The organism is Sphingomonas sp. C3-2 (genome assembly GCF_033025475.1).
Lineage (GTDB): Bacteria > Pseudomonadota > Alphaproteobacteria > Sphingomonadales > Sphingomonadaceae > Sphingobium_A.
Map to the genome: position 1 here is coordinate 112,003 of NZ_CP130322.1, position 16,476 is coordinate 128,478.

Sequence of the window (16,476 nt, forward strand, 5' to 3'; positions counted from 1 at the left end):
CCTATTCCCGCCCGAGAATGGCGACGGCGCACCCGGTCGGGAAACCGCCGATATTGTGGCTGAGCGCCATGGACGCATTGGGCACTTGGCGGGCCCCTGCACGGCCCTGAAGCTGCAGCGTGTTTTCGACGATCATGCGCACGCCCGTGGCACCGGTCGGATGCCCGAAGGATTTCAGCCCCCCGTCGGTGTTCACCGGCAAGGCGCCGCCCAAGGCAAAACTGCCGCTTTCGATATGATCCTTGGCACTGCCCTTTTCGCAGAAGCCAAGATCCTCGTAACTGAGCAACTCCGTGAGCGTGAAACAGTCGTGAAGTTGGGCCACATCGATCTGGCGGAACGGATCGTCGATCCCGGCCATCTTATAGGCCGCCTGCGCCGCTGCGGCCGTTGCCTTCCAGCGCAGGAAATCGTTATCCGGATCGGTATGCGGATTGGGCGCCGAGGCTGAGGCCACCGCCTTCACCAGAACCGGATCATCGCGAAAGCCGCGCGCCAGCGATGCCTTGGTGATGATCACCGCAGCGGCACCGTCTGTCTGGGCGGCGCAATCGTACAGGCCAAACGGCCAAGAGATCATGCGGGCGTTCAGCGCATCCTCGACGCTGATCTGCTTCTTGAGAAAGGATTTCGGCGCAAGGCAGCCATTGGCGTGGTTCTTCACGGCAATCTGCGCCAGATGCTCGCGTCCCGCTCCAAATGCCTTGAAATAGGGCTCTGCGCATAGCGCGAACCACCCGGCCGGCGTGGCCGGCAAGTCGCGAACACCGCGAATGCTTACCGACGGGCCGGAAACGCCCCGGTCCTTGGGCTTGTCATAGCCGACAACCAGCACCGTATCGTGAACGCCCGCCGCAACCGCCATGCATCCCGCGCGAAATGCCTCGGTCCCGGTCGCGCAGTAATTATAGACCGAGGTCAGCGGCTTGAAGAGCTTCAGCGATTCCGAAACTTCCACCGGCCCCTGCGCCGAATAGAGCGAGCCGCAATAGATCGCATCGATCTGGCGATTGGGGTCTTCGATACCGGCATCAGCATAGGCCTCGAACACCGCGTCGACGATCATGTCTTCAGCGTTCTTGGTCCAGTTTTCGGCAAATTTCGAGCATCCGGCGCCTACAATGGCTACCTTGTCCCTAAGGCTCATTTCGCGCCTCCCGCCGCGGGCACGGCTTTCCAGAAATAATTGGGCTTGCGGCCCGCCTGATGGATCCGCCGGAACGCAAATCGAACGGGCATGCCGATCTCCACCGAATCCGCCGCGATATCGGCGATCTGCATGTGAATGCGCGGGCCATTCTCCACCTGAACGATGCCAACCACCGTTGGCGGCTCGGCGCTGGGGAAGAAGGCATCGCGCGTGAAGGTCACGAGATGCCCTTGCCCCTCGGCATAGCTTTCGCGCACGAACGGCCCCTGCTTGTTGCACCGTATGCACACCCGCCCCTTGGGAAATTGGGGCTCGCCGCAGCCGCAGCGTTGTCCGCCGAGCGCATTGTTCTCGTCGCGTTCACGATAATGAACGGTGGCGGAAATGCCCTGATCGTCCGGCGCGGGATATTCGGTCATGTCCAGTCCCAGCGCACGGCGATAAATGTCGAGGCTGGCGACCGGCTTGCGCGCCGCCAGTGCGGCCTCCACCGACTGCCGTCCACTCGCCTGTTCCATTTCGAACAACAAGGCCTCTGCCCCGTCGCCATGCGCCAGCATCGCAATGCGCCGTCCTTGCGCCCCTCCGTCCAGCGCCGACGCAAGCTGCAACGGCGCATGCGCCGTGCCGCAAAAACCGACCTTGCCAAAAAGGGGCTTCTCCACTTGATCGGGAGACAGTTTCAGCCGCGCTGCCAGGCTGCCATGCGCCCGCGCATTGGGGGCGCTCAGTACCCAGTGCCACTCGGCGTTAGCGCCGCGCTCTGCCTTCAGCGCATCGCCCGCAGCGGCCGCCGGAAGAAGATAGCCATATTCGGTGACGAACCGGTCTTCCCAGCCATGGGGAAACCGGTCCCCCGGCCGCCGCCAGACATCGATGATCTCCTCGGCCCGCGACACATTGCCGATATGGCGGGCAATCACCCCCTCCGTGCCGATCAGGAAAGCCGCAGCCGCATCGCCGCCATTCGCCTCGAAATCGCTGCCGGGCGCGCCCGAACGGCAATCGGCGGCAATCACCAGCGCTTCGTCTGCGGCGCCGGCCCGGACCGCATCGATCGCCGCGGCAAGCGCCTGTGCGCCGCCGCGCGTCGAATGTGCAATATCCGCGGTGCGAACGCCTTCAGGCAAATCCAGCGCACGCGCGACCAGGGCTGCCGCCTGCTTTTCGGCATAGCCATGGCTGGTGGTGGCAAAAAGGATCAGGCCGATGCGATCCCGCGCCCGGCCCGTCAGGCAATTGCGCGCAGCCGCCACGCCCAGCGTGACACTGTCCTCGTCGGACCAGGCAACCGTGCGTTCGGCCTCGCCCGCCCGCCCGCCACGTAGCAGGCCAAGCGGCATCCGCCGCAGCGGCAGATGAACGCCGTGCGCGACGATCCCGGTCATCGCCCATGCTCCTGCACCGGCCGTTTCACACCGTCATGAAACGGATAGGGCTGGCCCAGCATGCCGAGTGCACCGAAGGCGCCGCGCATCTGCGCCCGGAATTGGGCCTGGATCGTCTCCAGATCCCAGCCTTCCGAACGGATCAGCGTCTTGCCGTAATGCGGCTGGGAAAGCAGCGCGATGCGGTCTCCCCCCGTGCCGAACACCTGGCCGGACACGAAATCGGCCTCATCCGATGCCAGGAAAACGATCATCGGCCCGTTGAGCGTCGGATCCGGTTGCACCGCCAACACGCCCTCGCCCGGCTTTGTCGTCGCCGACATGCGCGACATGCCCAGCGGGCTGACCGCGTTCACCCGAATGCCATAACGCGCCAGTTCCAGCGCCCAGGTGTAGGTCATCGATGCGATGGCCCCTTTCGCCGCCGCATAGTTGGTCTGCCCGAAACTGCCGAAATGCGCGGCAGAGGTGGTGTTGATCAGCGCGCCACCGCGCCCCTGTTCCACCATCCGCCGGGCGGCATGTTGCGCGCACCAGAAGGTGCCCTTCACATGAACCCGCCAAACCGCGTCGAACTCGTCGCCGGTCATCTTCAGGAACGTCCGGTCCTTCAGATTGCCCGCATTGTTGACGAGGATGTCGATCCCGCCAAACGCATCGACCGCGGACTTGACGAGCGCGGCCGAGCTTTCCTCGCCCGAAATATCATGTGTCGAGGCGATCGCGCGCGCGCCAAGGCTTTCAATCTCCGAAACCACGGCGGCCGCCGCAGCACCGTCGATGTCGTTGACCACAACAGCCGCGCCCGCGCGCGCCAGGTGCAGCGCATGGCCACGGCCGATGCCGCCGCCCGCGCCGGTAACGATCGCCGATTTTCCTTCCAGAATCGTCATGGGAACCTCAGTTGAGAACAGGGATTTCGCCGGCGATCACCCGCCGCGCGAGTTGCGCTTCCAGCCATCCGCTTTCGCCGTGCAAAAGCTGCTGATGCTTGGCGCGCCGGAAATAGAGCTGCGGATCAGCCTCGGTGGTGAAGCCCAGCCCGCCATGCACCTGGATCGACAGCGCCGAAATGCGCCGGAACGCACGGCAAGCGAACAGCTTGGCCGTGATCGCGAGGCGTTCGAAATCGCCTTCTTCTCCGTGCGCCCAAGCCGCTTGCCAGACGAGCACGCGTGCCGCCTCCAGTTCGGTCGCGGCATCCGCCAGATAATGGGCAATCGCCTGAAAACTGCCGATCGGCCGATCGAACTGCTCGCGCTCCTTGGCATAAGCGATAGCCAGTTCCAGCGTGCGCTGGGCGCCGCCAACGGCTTGCGCCGCCAAGGGCACAAGCCCTTCAAGAAAGGCGCGGCTCCAGATCGCCGCAACGCCCCCCTCAGGTGCCATCAGGTCGCCGTCCGCGATTTCCACCGCGTCGAAATCGACCGTGCAAAGCGCAGCACTCGCCAGATTGGGCTCCACCGCAACCGAAACACCGCGCGCCCGGGCGTCGATGCACGCCAGCACATGTTCATGATCCCGGTCGGGATGGCGCAGCAGCACCAGCAAGCGATCGGCGAGATTGGCATAACCGACAAAGCATTTGCGGCCGGAAAGAACCAGCCCGTCGCCCGAACGCATCGGCGCAAGGTGAACGGTCTCGATGTCATCGTTTCCGCCCGTTTCGTAAAAGGCAGGAACGATCACCAACGAACCGTCCGCAAGCGGAGGCAGCCACTGCGCCTGCTGCTCCGCCCTGCCTGCCGCCGCAATCAGCCGCGCGGCAAAGATGCTGCTTTCAAAATGTGGCACGGGTGCCAGCGCGCGGCCGAATTCATGCGCAGCAACGCTCGCTTCGATCAGCCCAAGCCCCGAGCCGCCATGCTCCTCGGCAATGCCGAGCCCAAGAAACCCTGAGTCCGCAAGGCTCCGCCACAGCCGCTGCATCACGCCTGTGGGATCAATCTCCGCGCGGCGCACCGCCTGACTGTCGGATTCCGCTTCGCAAAGGCCGCGCAGGCTGTCGCGCAGCATCTCCTGCTCTTCTGTAAAGTCGAGGTCCATCTTCGTCCTGCATCCGTCTCCAAGAGCGGTGGCTTCCGATTTGCCGCGCAGCCGGAGATTTTCCGGAAACGCAGTCGACAAACGCCACCGCCCCACTTACAGTACCATCGGTACTCATTTTCTGGGTTCGGTCAAGCGGCACATGCGATGAAAGAAAAATTTGACGAAAATCCGCCCCCTCGACGTGGTCCCAGCGATGAGGATCTGGCGCTGGCCCCACCCGCGGAACTCGGAACAATCCTGTTCTCTATGGTCGAGCCCCATCCCGGCCATGCGGCGGAATTCGCGCGCTGGTATGAGCGTGATCATTTCTTTTCAGGCTGCATGGCAGGTGCCGATTTCTTCTCGGGTCGCCGGTTCGTCGCGACGAAGGATTTGAAAGGGCGCCGTGTTGGTGACGGCGTTTCGCCGGAAACCGGCATTGATCGCGGCTCCTTCCTCAATCTCTACTGGATCATGAAGGGCCGCCGCGATCCGGCGCTCAACTGGTCGGTGGATCAGGTCCGGCGCCTCGCCCGGCAAGGGCGCATGGGCCCGCCGACCGACAGCATATCGACGGGCTTCTACGAATTCTCTGGTCGAACAGCCGATCAGCCCGAAGACATTCCGGCCGAGCTCGCGCTCGAATATCCATACAAATCGGCCTCCGTTCTGCTGCTTGAACGCAGCGAAGGGACGACTGAAGAAGCCTTCCGCGCCGCCGTTGCCGCACGGATTGCGCCGACACTTTCGTCACCGCGCAGTCAGGCATTGTGGTTCCGGCCGCTGCAACTGCCCGCCAATGCCCCCCGGATCGCAGTGCCCGTCCCACGGGGCGAACTGGAATGCGGCTGGCTGGTCCTCCTCTTTTCCGACTGCGCGCCCGATGCACCTGCATGGGACGATATCTTCGCGGACCTCGATCAGGCGCTGAAAGCATCCAGGCTCGGCCATCTTCGCCTCGGCGGATGCTTTCGCCCCATCCTGCCGGGCGTCGATGATTACACAGATAACCTTTAAACAATATAATTTATTCAATCTTTTAGGAGAGAAACCTGAAATGCTGTCTCTATTCGATCCAATCGCGCTCGGCGATCTTCAACTCGCCAATCGCATCGTCATGGCACCGCTTACCCGCAGCCGCGCGGGCACTGGGGATGCGCCCACCGCGCTGAACGCCCAATATTATGCGCAGCGTGCAAGCGCGGGGCTGATCGTGGCCGAGGGCAGCCAGCCCAGCCCGGACGGCAAGGGATATTGCCGGACCCCGGGCATCTACACCGAGGAACAAGTTGCGGGCTGGAAACTGGTGACCGACGCGGTGCATGCCGCCGGTGGACGGATCGTGCTCCAGATCATGCATTGCGGCCGCATATCGAGCCATCTGAACAAGGACGAAGGTGCCCGAACACTCGCCCCTTCCGCCATCCGCGCCCGCGGGCAAATCTATACCGATGTCGCGGGCATGGTCGATTTCGATGAGCCCGAAGCGCTCACGACCGAGGAGGTCCGCACGGTAATCGATGAATATCGCGCGGCTGCGGCTACCGCGATCCGTGCCGGCTTTGACGGTGTCGAACTCCACGCTGCCAGCGGTTATCTGCCGATGCAGTTCCTCTCCACCGGCACCAACCAGCGCGACGATATCTATGGTGGCAGCCCCGCCAATCGCTGTCGTTTCGTGATCGAGGTGCTAGAGGCAATGGCCGCCGAAATCGGTGCCGGCCGGGTCGGCATGCGGATATGCCCGGGCAACCCGCTGCACGACATTCAGGACGACAACCCCGTCGAAACATACGAAACGCTGCTGCGGGCGGCATCGCCGCTCGGGCTTGCCTATCTGCACCTGATCCGGCTCAAAAGCCTGCCCTTCGATCCGCTTGCCCTGTGCAGGCAGAATTTCGCAGGCCCCTTGATCCTCAACGAAAGCCTCGATGCCGCGCAGGCGCAGCAGCACATCGATGCGGGCGACGCCGAAGCCTGTTCCTTCGGGCGCTTCTACATCTCCAATCCGGATCTCGTGGAACGCTTCCGTGCGGGCGCGGATGTTGCGCCTTTCGATCGGCACACGCTCTACACCCCCGGCGCTGGCGGCTATACCGATTACCCCGCGCTGATGCCGCAGCCGGCCTGATCATTTCCGGGGGGCAGGTTTCCCCGCCCCCCGGCCCCCTAACCGATCAAACGGGCGGGAACAGCATCCACCCCCCATCTCCGTCGCGTATCCAGCCCCGCGCCGCAGAGGTCCCGCCGTCGACATTCAGGATTGCCCCGGTCACGTAACGCGCGAGCCTTGAAGCCAGGAAAACCGCGGCGCCCGCGCAATCATCAAGATCACCGTCACGGCCTAAGGGAACATAACGATTTCGCGCTGCGATGCGCGCCGGGGCCGTCATGTCCGGATTCATGCACAAAAGACCGGGCGTGATCACGATATCGGGCACGATCGCGTTGACGCGAATGCCGTGCTCGCCAAGTTCCAGCGCCATGGTCTGCGTCAAGTTCAGCATCGCCGCCTTGCACGCCGCGTAGATCGAAAAGCCCGGCGCGCCCCGCTGCCCTTCGATGCTCGCGACATTGATGATGGAACCGCCCATGTTCCGCGCGATCATGGCATTGGCGGCCACACGCGTCGTTTCCATCGTGCTCGAAAGGTTGAGGGCGATCTGGCGCTCCCGGCTGCGCTCGCCCTGCTCCAAAAACGGCGCAAATCGCGCACCGCCGGCATTGTTGACGAGGATATCCACCCCGCCGAACCGCTCGATCGCAGCCGCCGCTGCATCGGCCGCCTGGGCGGCGTCCCGCAGATCGGCTTCCACCACGCAGGCGCGTCGGCCAAGCGCACGAATGTCGCCTGCTGCGCGCTCGCCGGCTTCGGGGTCGATATCTATGATCGCGATATCTGCGCCAAAGCCGGCAAGCCCCAGGGCAATCCCGCGTCCTATTCCGGATGCGCCGCCGGTAACGAGCGCAACCTGCCCATCCAGTCGGGCGTCATCAGGATGCAGGGACACGTTCGGCTAGGCGCCCATATAGAGTTGAACGGCCTTGCCGCCGTCGACCGGCAGTGTCGCGCCCGTGATGTAGGACGCCTTGTCCGACAGCAGAAATACGATGGCCTCAGCCACCTCAGGTGCTTCCCCTGGACGCCCAAAGGGAATGGCGTCCGCCGTCGATTGCGAGGCAACCGGATCTTCGAGGAATGCGGCGGTTGCCGGGGTCACGATCTGACCGGGGGCCACGGCATTCACGCGCACGCCTACCCGCGCGCCTTCCATCGCGGCAACCGACGTCATCTGGATGAGCGCCGCCTTGGACGCCGAATAGCTCGCCATGCCGGGGGCGGCCCGCAGCCCGCAGGTGGATGCAATGTTGACGATCGATCCCTTGCCCTGCGCGCGCATCACATTCATCGCGGCGCTCGTGCCGACAAAGGTCGCATCGGTATTGACCGTGAAGTCACGGCGCCAGTCTTCGAACGACAATTCACCCATTATGCCGAAGCTGACCGACATCGCGTTGTTCACCAGCATATCGAGCCGGCCATAACGGGTCGCAACATCAGCGACCACGCCTTCAAAGGCCGCACGATCGGACACGTCGAGTTGTATCGCCTCAACCTTGCCACCGGCATCGGCAATCGCCTTGCGCGCTTCCTCAAGCCGCTCGGCACGGCGTGCGCAGATCACCACGGCGGCGCCGCGATCGGCGAGGAGCCTTGCGGTCGCAAAGCCGATGCCATCGCTTCCGCCGCTGATCAGGGCGACGCGCCCTGCCAGATCCTGTTCCATATTTCTCTCCAGAATGATCGCTTGATTGAAACAGGTGGAGCGATCGCTGCGCCCCACCCCGAACAAAAATCAGAACTTGAAACCGAGTTCGACGCCGTAGGTCGCCGGTTCCGAATAGGGCGCGGCCTGCGACACAAAACCGTTGATCGTGTCGCCCTGGGCGATGATGAACTGCTTGTTCCGCGTATCGAAGATGTTCTGCCCCCAAAGAGACACGCGCATTTCCGATCCGCCTTCAAGCGCGCGGGCCCAGGTGATCCGGCCATTCACCGTTTCCCGCGACGGGGCGTGGTAGAATTCCCGACCGGGCACCGCGGGGCCTGCGCCGGCCGCGCCGTAGAAACCGCTCTGGTACCGGAAATCGGCGTGTGCGCTGAAGCTATTGTCGCCAACACGCAGGAACGTCGCGTCGCCCGAAAGCGTCAATGTGTTGCGCGATGCGAACGGAATGACGAACCGGTCTGCAATATTCTGGCCCACCGCAAAGGGTGAGCCCGGATTGACCGCAGGGTCAAAGGCGCTGCCAACGGGAACGAGCAGTGTGTCGACCTTGGTATCCACCAGCGCATAGGACGCCGTCAGCGAGACATCACGAGCGGGCCGTGCAATCAGCTCAACCTCCAGCCCCTGGATCGTGCCGCTGCCGATATTCTGCGTATCGACGATCGACGGATCAAAGGCATCGACGGGGATGTCGATCTGCAGGCCCTTGATCTTGTTGTGGTAGGCCGCAAGGTTGAAGAGCAGGTGACTGTCCAGCCACTGCGATTTCAGGCCAACCTCATAGCTGGTGATCTTTTCCGGTCCATAGGTAAGCGTAAAGTCGCCGCCGCCTTCGCTCGATCCTCCGGCACGATATCCGGTCGAAAACTTGGCATAAGTCGTCAGGTCCTGCGTCCATTTCATGTTCGCGGTAAACGCAGGATTGAAGCGGTTGAAGGTCTGGCGATTACGAATATCGGTTTCGACCGCAAAGCCATTCACGACGATCGAGCGCGCAGCAGTCTTCTTGTCATCGGTGTAACGCCCGCCAAAGGTCAGTTCCAACCGATCATCCAGCACCGGCGGCGTCCAGGTTAGCTGCGCAAAAGCCGCCTTCGACTCCGACGTCGCCCGAACCCGTCGGTCGGTTACGACCGTTCCCATCCCGAATGGCAGCGTCAAGTTCTGGAACAGCGCGTTCGAGCCGCGCTCATCAAGATAGAACAGGCCTATCGTATATTCGAGCCGACCATCACCACTATGCCCAACCAACTGGAATTCCTGCGTGAACTCACGGTTCTTCAGCCGCCGTTCCTGGTCGATATTATAGGGGAAGGTCGGCAGGCCAAGCGCAACGGTAAGATCGGTGAAGGAATGCGCCTTCAGTTCGCGGTATCCGGTCAACGACTTCAGCGTAACCAGATCCGACGCATCCCAGCTTAGCGTCAGCCCGTGATTGTCATAATCGGTCTTGCTCACCGGCAGATCGACCGGACGATAGGTCTGGTACGGGTCATCCGAATAGCCCGGCACAACGCCAACAAGCGATGGGTTTACGTAATAAGGCGGGGTCGATCGCGTGCGCCCCTTGTCGAACTGGTAATCGGCTACAAAACCCGTGCCGGCGTCCCAGCGCAGGGCAACGCGCCCAGCAAGGTTGCCAAGCTCACCATAGTCGTTCGACGGCCCGATATTTTTAACATAGCCGTCCTTCTCGCTGTACAAGAAGGAAAATTTGGCAGACAGATTGTTCCAGGCAGGCAGGTCCAGACTGGTCAGCAGGCGAACATAGTCACGGTTGCCATAGGTCAGCTGCGCCTTGCCGCCCAGTTCGCCGCTCGGCTTCTTTGAAATGATGTTTACCGCACCGCCGGTCGTGTTGCGGCCATAAAGCGTGCCCTGCGGCCCGCGCAGCACCTCAACCCGCTCTACATCCGCCAGATCGAACAACGCGCCTTGCGCGCGCGACCGGTGAAAGCCGTCAACATAAATGCCAACGCTGCCATCCTTGGTGATCTTGTCCGCATCGGCCTCGCCCTGCCCGCGCATCGTCAGCACCAGCGTGTCCGAATTGGTGACATAGGGCACCGAATTCAGCGTCGGCGTCATGTTCACCACACCGCTGAAGTTGGTCGCCCCGGCATTGTCCAGCGCGTCTGCCGACAAGGCAGTGATCGCGATCGGCACTTCCTGCAGCCGTTCGCTGCGCTTCTGCGCCGTCACGACAATGTCGAGCGCGCCGTCATCCTGGGCAAATGCCAGGCCCGGCGCTGCCAACGCGGACGTCAAGACCAGCATTGCCGCCCAACGGCGACGGGGCCCGCCGTCCTTCAAATTGCTACCGATCGTGCTGGCACGCTGAATGCATTCATGCCGCAAAGCCATTTCCATCCCCTCCATGCGATTTCCGCCCCCGGATCTTTCTGCCCAGAGACGATTTATTTATGGTACTATCGTTACCCTTCAATCGGTACGGATGTTACCGTTATGAGTCAATCGACACGTCAAGGGAGCGCGACGAAATTATCGCCGTGCGGGCACATGTTAGAATTTGGATCAGGGACGGCGGCGCAACAGCCGCCAAAACTTTATGGCTGCAATACGAGGGTTTGCCCCTCAACGCGCCAGCTCTGCATCGAAGACAGGAAATTCATACCCAGCAAGCTCATGTCGCCTTTGTCGTCCGGCGATATCGTCGCGGCGAGGTCAGATCGCACGATCGGCCCGATGCTCAGGCTCTGGATACGCGCACGCCGCACTTCAGATATGCCCGCCGCCGTTTGCACCATCATCGGCAACCCCTTTTGATCGATCGAAACGCCGCTACGCTCCGCCACATCGCGCGACAGCATGGTGACGGTCGCCCCACTATCGATCAGGAAGCGCACAGGGGTGCCGTTGACCTCGGCGTCGGTCCAGAAATGGCCGTCGGCACTCATGGCAATATGCACCGCGCCGCTGGCGCTCTCTACCTGCTGGCCCAGAAACGCGAGTTTTGCGCGCGACCATCCATGTGCTATTTCACCGCGCAGCGCGAACCCGAAAAAGACGACCACGAATATCGCGATCCACGCCAGTGCCATCAGCACGGTTCGACGGAGCGGAAGACGCCGCGCAACCAGCGAACTTGCGACCAGCACCAGAGCCCCTATTCCCCAGATGAGTTCGGCGCCCTGATCCCCGGTCATGTCGTCTCCAAAACCATTCCATCCCAGCCCGGAACTATGTGCGCGGGCAGTTCCGCGCGCAACGTCTCATAATCCATCGACTGGTCCATATGCGTCAGCACCGCGCGGCGGGGCCTTACCCGGTCGATCCAGCCCAAAGTCATCGCCAGATGCGGGTGCGAAGGATGGGGTTTCCGCCGAAGCGCGTCGACCACCCAAATATCACAGCCTGAAAAACCCTGCTCCATCTGATCGGTCAGTCCGTTGGCATCGGTCGAATAGCAGATCGCGCGGCCCGCCGCTTCGAACCGGAAACCGGCCGAGGTTATGCTCCCATGCGGCTGATCCACCGTCAGCACCGCGATATCGCCGATCGTCAAATGATCAGGCAGCACATTGCCCGATACGGTCGGTGGATATTCCCCCTTACCTTCGAATGCATAGGCAAAACGCTGTCCCAGAGAGGCCAGGACCTGCGAACGGGCATAGACGTCCACGGGGCGGCCGCGCGCATGAAACAACTGCCGCAGATCGTCTATCCCATGGCAATGATCGGCATGGTCGTGCGTCCAGAGCACCGCATCCACATCGGCAACATCGGCGCGCAGCAGTTGTTCGCGCAGATCGGGCGACGTATCGACCAATATCCGGGTGCGTTCGGTCTCGATCAGGATCGACGCGCGGCTGCGTCGGTTTTTCGGGTTCGTCGGATCGCAATCGCCCCAGTCATTCCCGATCCGCGGTACACCCGATGATGTGCCGCTGCCGAGAATGCGAACCCTCACGCGCGGACCTTGCTGAACAGCCGCAGGAAATTCTCGCTGGTCTGGCGCGCCAGCGTCTCGGCATCCACGCCGCGAAGATTGGCGAGGAACCGCGCCGTGTCGGCAACATAGCCCGGCTCGCATGGCTTTCCGCGATGCGGAACGGGCGCAAGGAACGGGCTGTCGGTCTCCACGAGCAAACGATCGGCAGGCACGCGCGCAGCCGTCGCCTGAAGATCGCGTGCATTCTTGAAGGTCACGATGCCCGAGATCGAGATGTAGAAGCCCAGATCAAGCGCAACGTCGGCAAACGCATCGCTCGCCGTGAAGCAGTGGATCACCCCCGGAAAAGCGCCGTTCGCCATTTCCTCGCGCAGGATCGTGGCGGTATCGTCCTCCGCATCGCGCGTATGGACGATCAGCGGCAATCCCGTTTCGCGGGATGCGGCGATGTGCGCGCGAAAACTGCTTTGCTGCTGCGCGCGGTCACTGTGATCATAATAATAATCAAGCCCGGTCTCGCCGATGCCAACCACCCGCGGATGCGTCGCCCGAGCCACGAGCTTGGCGGTGTCGATATCGGGATGCTGATCCGCCTCATGCGGATGGATGCCCACCGTCGCCCAGACGTCAGCCGCCTGCTCGGCGGTGGCGATGATGTCGTCCCATTCGCGCTCGCGCGTGGAGATGTTGAGCATCAGCCCAACCCCCGCAGCCCGGGCGCGATCCAGCACGCCGGCCTGGTCTTCGACCAGGCCTTTGTAGTTCAGGTGGCAATGGCTATCGATGAGCACGGCTCAATCCTCTGCAGGTACTTCCAACCTGGGGAAGATGGGGGTCGGCGCCGCGAGCGTGAAGCCCGAATTGCCAAGCTCCTCATACCAGCCCTTTGCCGTCAGTGCCGCCAGATCGCGCTGGTCTGCCCCCATGCCAAGAATATCGAGCAGCTTGCCCGCAGCCGTCGGAACGACAGGCTGGATCGCAATCGCAAGATCGCGGATCGCGATGAACAGCGTGCCCAGAACCGCCTCCATGCGTTCCGGGTCGGTCTTGCGCAGCGTCCAGGGCGCCTGCGCATCGATATATTGGTTGCAGGCGAAGACCGCCTTGATCCAGCTCTCGATCGCCTGCGAAATCGCAAGATCATTCATCAGCCGGGGCAGTTCGATTGCCGTCGCATTGCGCACGGTTTCCAGCAATTCCGTATCCACGGGCTGAACGGCGGCTCGAGACGGCAAGCGCCCTTCAAGGTTCTTGGCGATGAACGACAATGTCCGCTGCGCCAGGTTCCCAAAGCTGTTGGCGAGATCGGCGTTGCAGCGCGCAACGATCGCTTCGGCGCTATAGCTGCCGTCATTGCCGAAGGTGACTTCGCTCAGCAGGAAATAGCGCAACTGGTCGACGCCGAAACGCTCCGCCAGTTCGAGCGGATCGGCGACATTGCCAAGCGATTTCGACATTTTTTCGCCGCGGTTCAGCAGGAAGCCATGGCCAAAGACGTGCTTGGGCAGCGAGATCCCGGCAGACATCAGGAAAGCCGGCCAGTACACCGCGTGGAACCGGACGATATCCTTGCCAATGATATGAAAATCGGCAGGCCAATATTTACGGAAGGCTTCGGTATCCTCAGGATAACCGAGCCCGGTCAGATAATTGGTCAGCGCGTCGACCCAGACATACATCACATGGCCGTCGCTGTCCGGCACCTTCACGCCCCAGTCGAAGCTCGTGCGCGAGATCGAAAGGTCGGCAAGACCGCCTTCGACGAAACGCATCACCTCGTTCCGCCGGCTTTCGGGCCGGATGAAATCGGGCTGCTCATTATAGAGCGCGAGGAGCCGATCTTGATATTCGGAAAGCTTGAAGAACCAGCTCTCCTCCGCCGTCCAGGTCACGGGCGTGCCTTGCGGAGACAGCTTTTCTCCATTCTCGCCTTCAACGAGTTCCTTCTCGTCGTAAAAGGCTTCGTCGCGCACCGAATACCAGCCTTCATAGCGATCGAGATACAGATCGCCATTGGCTTCCATCGCCTTCCACAACGCCTGGCTCGCGGCATGGTGCGCCGGTTCGCTGGTGCGGATGAAACGATCGCAGGAAATGTTCAGTTCGTTGGCCATGGTCTGGAAATGACCGGACATTTCCTCGGCCAATGCCACTGGAGTGATCCCACGGTCACGCGCCGTCTGCGCCATCTTCAGTCCATGCTCGTCAGTCCCGGTCTGGAAAAAGACGTCACGACCAGCCATGCGCTGGAAACGCGCAATCGCATCGGTCGCGATGGACTCATAGGCATGGCCGATATGCGGCTTGCCGTTGGGGTAGCTGATGGCGGTGGTGATGTAGAATGGTTCAGACATGGCGGCAGGCTTTACGGTGGAATGCCGCTGATTGGAACACCATCATTCGCAAATCACACTCACCCTGCGCCCACTCACTCTGCGCGACGAAAACTTTCCGGTTCCGCCGTTTCGGCAAGCCCGGCAATCAACGTGCCGATCTCAAACACCGTCGTCTGCGTATCGAGCGACAGCCCGATTGCGCTCGCGGCGAGATCACGGCATTGCTCCCAACGTTGCAGCGCATCTGCCAAAGCCAGGCCCCGGCGGTCCTGAGCGGCTCGCGCAATGAAGCTCGGTGCCCGCTGCAGAAACGCCTCATAGCGCATTTGCGCCGCTTTCAGCGCAAGACTACGCGCAAGGCCAGCGCGCAAAGCGTTGGACGGATCGCCGCCCGCCGCAATCGCCGTCATGGCAGCATCCAGCCCGGCAATGTCGAGCCCCGCAAAGCCGATCGCCTTGCCCGGAGCCCCCTCTCCTGCCACGGCGAGCGAGGTAACCTCTCCTTCCTCCGCCTCGGGCAAGGCCGCGCGCAGCGCCGCCTGCATCTCCGCATCGCCAAGCGGTGCAAAGCGGAGCATGCGGCACCGTGAACGGATCGTCGGAAGCAACCGCCCCGGTGCGTGACTGATGAGTAGAAACACTGTTCCAGCCGGTGGCTCTTCCAGATTTTTGAGCAGCGCGTTCGAGGCCGACCGCTCGAGATCGTCGATCGCGTCGATGATGATGACGCGCCGGGAGGAAAGCGACGGCGTCGTGGCAAACATGCCCTGCAATGTGCGGACCTGCGCAATCGAAATGCTGCGCGCCAGTTCGGTGCCACTGTCCTTGGCGAGACGTTCCAATCGCTTGAAATCGGGATGGCTTCCCGCCTCCAGCAATTTTGCAATGGGATGGGCGGGATCCACGTCAAGCCCACCCAGTTGGACAGCGGGCCCAGCCGCTTCGGCCAGCAGCCGACACGCAGCCATCTGCGCGAAGCGCGCCTTGCCTACCCCCCGCGGGCCAGCCAACAGCCAGGCATGATGCAGCTTGCCGCTGTCCATCGCCTCTCGAAATGCAGCTACCTGGTTTTGATGGCCGATCAATTCGCTCATGCTACCACCCGTTCAGCGAGCCATGCGTCGACGCCGTTCAGCACCGCCTCGCGGACAATGTCCATGGTGGGATTGGCATCGATCACCAGCGTACGGTCCTGACAGCGCCCAGCCTGAGCACGAAAATCATCGCCGACGCGCTGATGAAAGGCTAGATCGAGATCCTCGAACCGCCCCTCGTCCAATCCTTGTTCGACGAGCCGCGCCCGGCTGCGCGTGAGACCTAAACGCGCGTCGACGTCCAGCAACACCGTCAAATCTGGCCAAAAATCGTCCACGAACTGGCGGTGGAGCATCAGGATCATTTCCTGTGACAATCCGCGGCCAGCGCCCTGATAAGCAAGCGTCGACCCGACATAGCGATCGCACAGCACAACGCGCCCCGCAGCCAACGCCGGCTGGATAACGCGCTTCACATGCTGAATGCGCGCTGCAATCATCAATAATAGCTCAGCGCCTTCATCCCAGATTGCGCCTTCGGCCGACAAAAGTAGGCGGCGAAGCTCCAAACCTTCATCGGTCCCGCCAGGTTCTCGGGTCAGCAGCACATCATGGCCAAGCGCCATCAGATGCGCACCAAGCGCGGCAACGGCACTGCCTTTTCCAGACCCGTCACAGCCCTCCACGACGATGAAAACCCCTCGGTACGATTGCATAATACGTCGGTCGATCATCGTGCTTTGCATTTCATGGAATGGGGCATGCCCCCTACTATCCGATTTTATCGTTTAACAACAAGGCAACAGCCAAAACGATCGGATTCTCGTTTGCTCACA

15 protein-coding genes are annotated in these 16,476 nt (G+C 62.1%); 2 read left to right on the forward strand and 13 right to left on the reverse strand.

The genetic code is table 11. The features are described from left to right. Position 1: 1 nt before the first annotated feature. From QYC26_RS00535 to QYC26_RS00550, 4 genes are read right to left on the reverse strand one after another with little or no spacing between them, the layout of a single operon-like run. Positions 2–1,147: an acetyl-CoA acetyltransferase gene (locus QYC26_RS00535; RefSeq protein ID WP_317513462.1), complete on the reverse strand. Its 1,146-nt coding sequence runs from the start codon at positions 1,145–1,147 to the stop codon at positions 2–4. After that, positions 1,144–2,538, reverse strand: a complete 1,395-nt coding sequence (locus tag QYC26_RS00540; protein WP_317513463.1) for an OB-fold domain-containing protein — start codon at positions 2,536–2,538, stop codon at positions 1,144–1,146. Before QYC26_RS00540 ends, QYC26_RS00535 begins: the two co-directional genes overlap by 4 nt. Further along, on the reverse strand, positions 2,535–3,431 hold the full coding sequence (locus QYC26_RS00545; protein ID WP_317513464.1) for an SDR family NAD(P)-dependent oxidoreductase: 897 nt from the start codon (positions 3,429–3,431) through the stop codon (positions 2,535–2,537). Before QYC26_RS00545 ends, QYC26_RS00540 begins: the two co-directional genes overlap by 4 nt. Positions 3,432–3,438: 7 nt before the next feature. After that, positions 3,439–4,584, reverse strand: coding sequence for an acyl-CoA dehydrogenase family protein (locus QYC26_RS00550; protein ID WP_317513465.1), 1,146 nt, complete (start codon positions 4,582–4,584; stop codon positions 3,439–3,441). 147 nt (positions 4,585–4,731) lie between these two features. Here QYC26_RS00550 and QYC26_RS00555 point away from each other — a divergent pair, with 147 nt between their 5' ends. Both QYC26_RS00555 and QYC26_RS00560 read left to right on the forward strand, forming a co-directional pair. Further along, positions 4,732–5,583, forward strand: coding sequence for a hypothetical protein (locus QYC26_RS00555; protein WP_317513466.1), 852 nt, complete (start codon positions 4,732–4,734; stop codon positions 5,581–5,583). Positions 5,584–5,623: 40 nt separating this feature from the next. Further along, positions 5,624–6,697 carry an alkene reductase gene (locus QYC26_RS00560; protein ID WP_317513467.1) on the forward strand — a complete coding sequence of 358 codons (1,074 nt, stop codon included), beginning with the start codon at positions 5,624–5,626 and terminating at the stop codon, positions 6,695–6,697. A 46-nt stretch (positions 6,698–6,743) separates the two neighbouring features. Here the strand turns inward: QYC26_RS00560 and QYC26_RS00565 are convergent, their stop codons facing one another. The 9 genes from QYC26_RS00565 to tmk all read right to left on the reverse strand — a co-directional run bounded on the left by QYC26_RS00565 (position 6,744) and on the right by tmk (position 16,374). Then, positions 6,744–7,577 (reverse strand): SDR family NAD(P)-dependent oxidoreductase, encoded by an 834-nt coding sequence (locus QYC26_RS00565; protein WP_317513468.1) that lies wholly within the window; start codon positions 7,575–7,577, stop codon positions 6,744–6,746. 6 nt (positions 7,578–7,583) lie between these two features. Continuing rightward, entirely contained in the window at positions 7,584–8,354 is a 771-nt protein-coding gene (locus QYC26_RS00570; protein WP_317513469.1) for an SDR family NAD(P)-dependent oxidoreductase, read from the reverse strand. 69 nt (positions 8,355–8,423) lie between these two features. Continuing rightward, a complete protein-coding gene (locus tag QYC26_RS00575) occupies positions 8,424–10,721 on the reverse strand; it encodes a TonB-dependent receptor (RefSeq protein ID WP_317513470.1) in 2,298 nt (765 codons plus the stop codon). A 203-nt stretch (positions 10,722–10,924) separates the two neighbouring features. Then, the gene (locus QYC26_RS00580) at positions 10,925–11,524 is read right to left on the reverse strand and encodes a TIGR02281 family clan AA aspartic protease (protein ID WP_317513471.1); all 600 of its coding nucleotides are present in this window, start codon (positions 11,522–11,524) and stop codon (positions 10,925–10,927) included. Continuing rightward, the gene (locus tag QYC26_RS00585; RefSeq protein ID WP_317513472.1) at positions 11,521–12,288 is read right to left on the reverse strand and encodes an MBL fold metallo-hydrolase; all 768 of its coding nucleotides are present in this window, start codon (positions 12,286–12,288) and stop codon (positions 11,521–11,523) included. The genes QYC26_RS00580 and QYC26_RS00585 overlap by 4 nt, the downstream gene beginning before the upstream one ends. Continuing rightward, on the reverse strand, positions 12,285–13,061 hold the full coding sequence (locus QYC26_RS00590; RefSeq protein WP_317513473.1) for a TatD family hydrolase: 777 nt from the start codon (positions 13,059–13,061) through the stop codon (positions 12,285–12,287). The genes QYC26_RS00585 and QYC26_RS00590 overlap by 4 nt, the downstream gene beginning before the upstream one ends. 3 nt (positions 13,062–13,064) lie before the next feature. Continuing rightward, on the reverse strand, positions 13,065–14,624 hold the full coding sequence (metG, locus tag QYC26_RS00595) for a methionine--tRNA ligase (protein ID WP_317513474.1): 1,560 nt from the start codon (positions 14,622–14,624) through the stop codon (positions 13,065–13,067). Positions 14,625–14,698: 74 nt separating this feature from the next. Beyond that, the gene (locus QYC26_RS00600) at positions 14,699–15,700 is read right to left on the reverse strand and encodes an AAA family ATPase (protein ID WP_317513475.1); all 1,002 of its coding nucleotides are present in this window, start codon (positions 15,698–15,700) and stop codon (positions 14,699–14,701) included. Then, a complete protein-coding gene (gene tmk / locus QYC26_RS00605) occupies positions 15,697–16,374 on the reverse strand; it encodes a dTMP kinase (protein WP_317513476.1) in 678 nt (225 codons plus the stop codon). Before tmk ends, QYC26_RS00600 begins: the two co-directional genes overlap by 4 nt. Between the last annotated feature and the right edge of the window lie 102 nt (positions 16,375–16,476).

Bases quoted from the DNA above. Each gene is read 5' to 3' on its own strand.
- QYC26_RS00540 (WP_317513463.1), bottom strand. From the start codon at position 2,538: ATGACCGGGATCGTCGCGCACGGCGTTCATCTGCCGCTGCGGCGGATG.
- QYC26_RS00545 (WP_317513464.1), bottom strand. From the start codon at position 3,431: ATGACGATTCTGGAAGGAAAATCGGCGATCGTTACCGGCGCGGGCGGC.
- QYC26_RS00535 (WP_317513462.1), bottom strand. From the start codon at position 1,147: ATGAGCCTTAGGGACAAGGTAGCCATTGTAGGCGCCGGATGCTCGAAA.
- QYC26_RS00575 (WP_317513470.1), bottom strand. From the start codon at position 10,721: ATGGCTTTGCGGCATGAATGCATTCAGCGTGCCAGCACGATCGGTAGC.
- QYC26_RS00560 (WP_317513467.1), top strand. From the start codon at position 5,624: ATGCTGTCTCTATTCGATCCAATCGCGCTCGGCGATCTTCAACTCGCC.
- QYC26_RS00580 (WP_317513471.1), bottom strand. From the start codon at position 11,524: ATGACCGGGGATCAGGGCGCCGAACTCATCTGGGGAATAGGGGCTCTG.
- QYC26_RS00600 (WP_317513475.1), bottom strand. From the start codon at position 15,700: ATGAGCGAATTGATCGGCCATCAAAACCAGGTAGCTGCATTTCGAGAG.
- QYC26_RS00570 (WP_317513469.1), bottom strand. From the start codon at position 8,354: ATGGAACAGGATCTGGCAGGGCGCGTCGCCCTGATCAGCGGCGGAAGC.
- metG (WP_317513474.1), bottom strand. From the start codon at position 14,624: ATGTCTGAACCATTCTACATCACCACCGCCATCAGCTACCCCAACGGC.
- QYC26_RS00555 (WP_317513466.1), top strand. From the start codon at position 4,732: ATGAAAGAAAAATTTGACGAAAATCCGCCCCCTCGACGTGGTCCCAGC.
- tmk (WP_317513476.1), bottom strand. From the start codon at position 16,374: ATGATCGACCGACGTATTATGCAATCGTACCGAGGGGTTTTCATCGTC.
- QYC26_RS00550 (WP_317513465.1), bottom strand. From the start codon at position 4,584: ATGGACCTCGACTTTACAGAAGAGCAGGAGATGCTGCGCGACAGCCTG.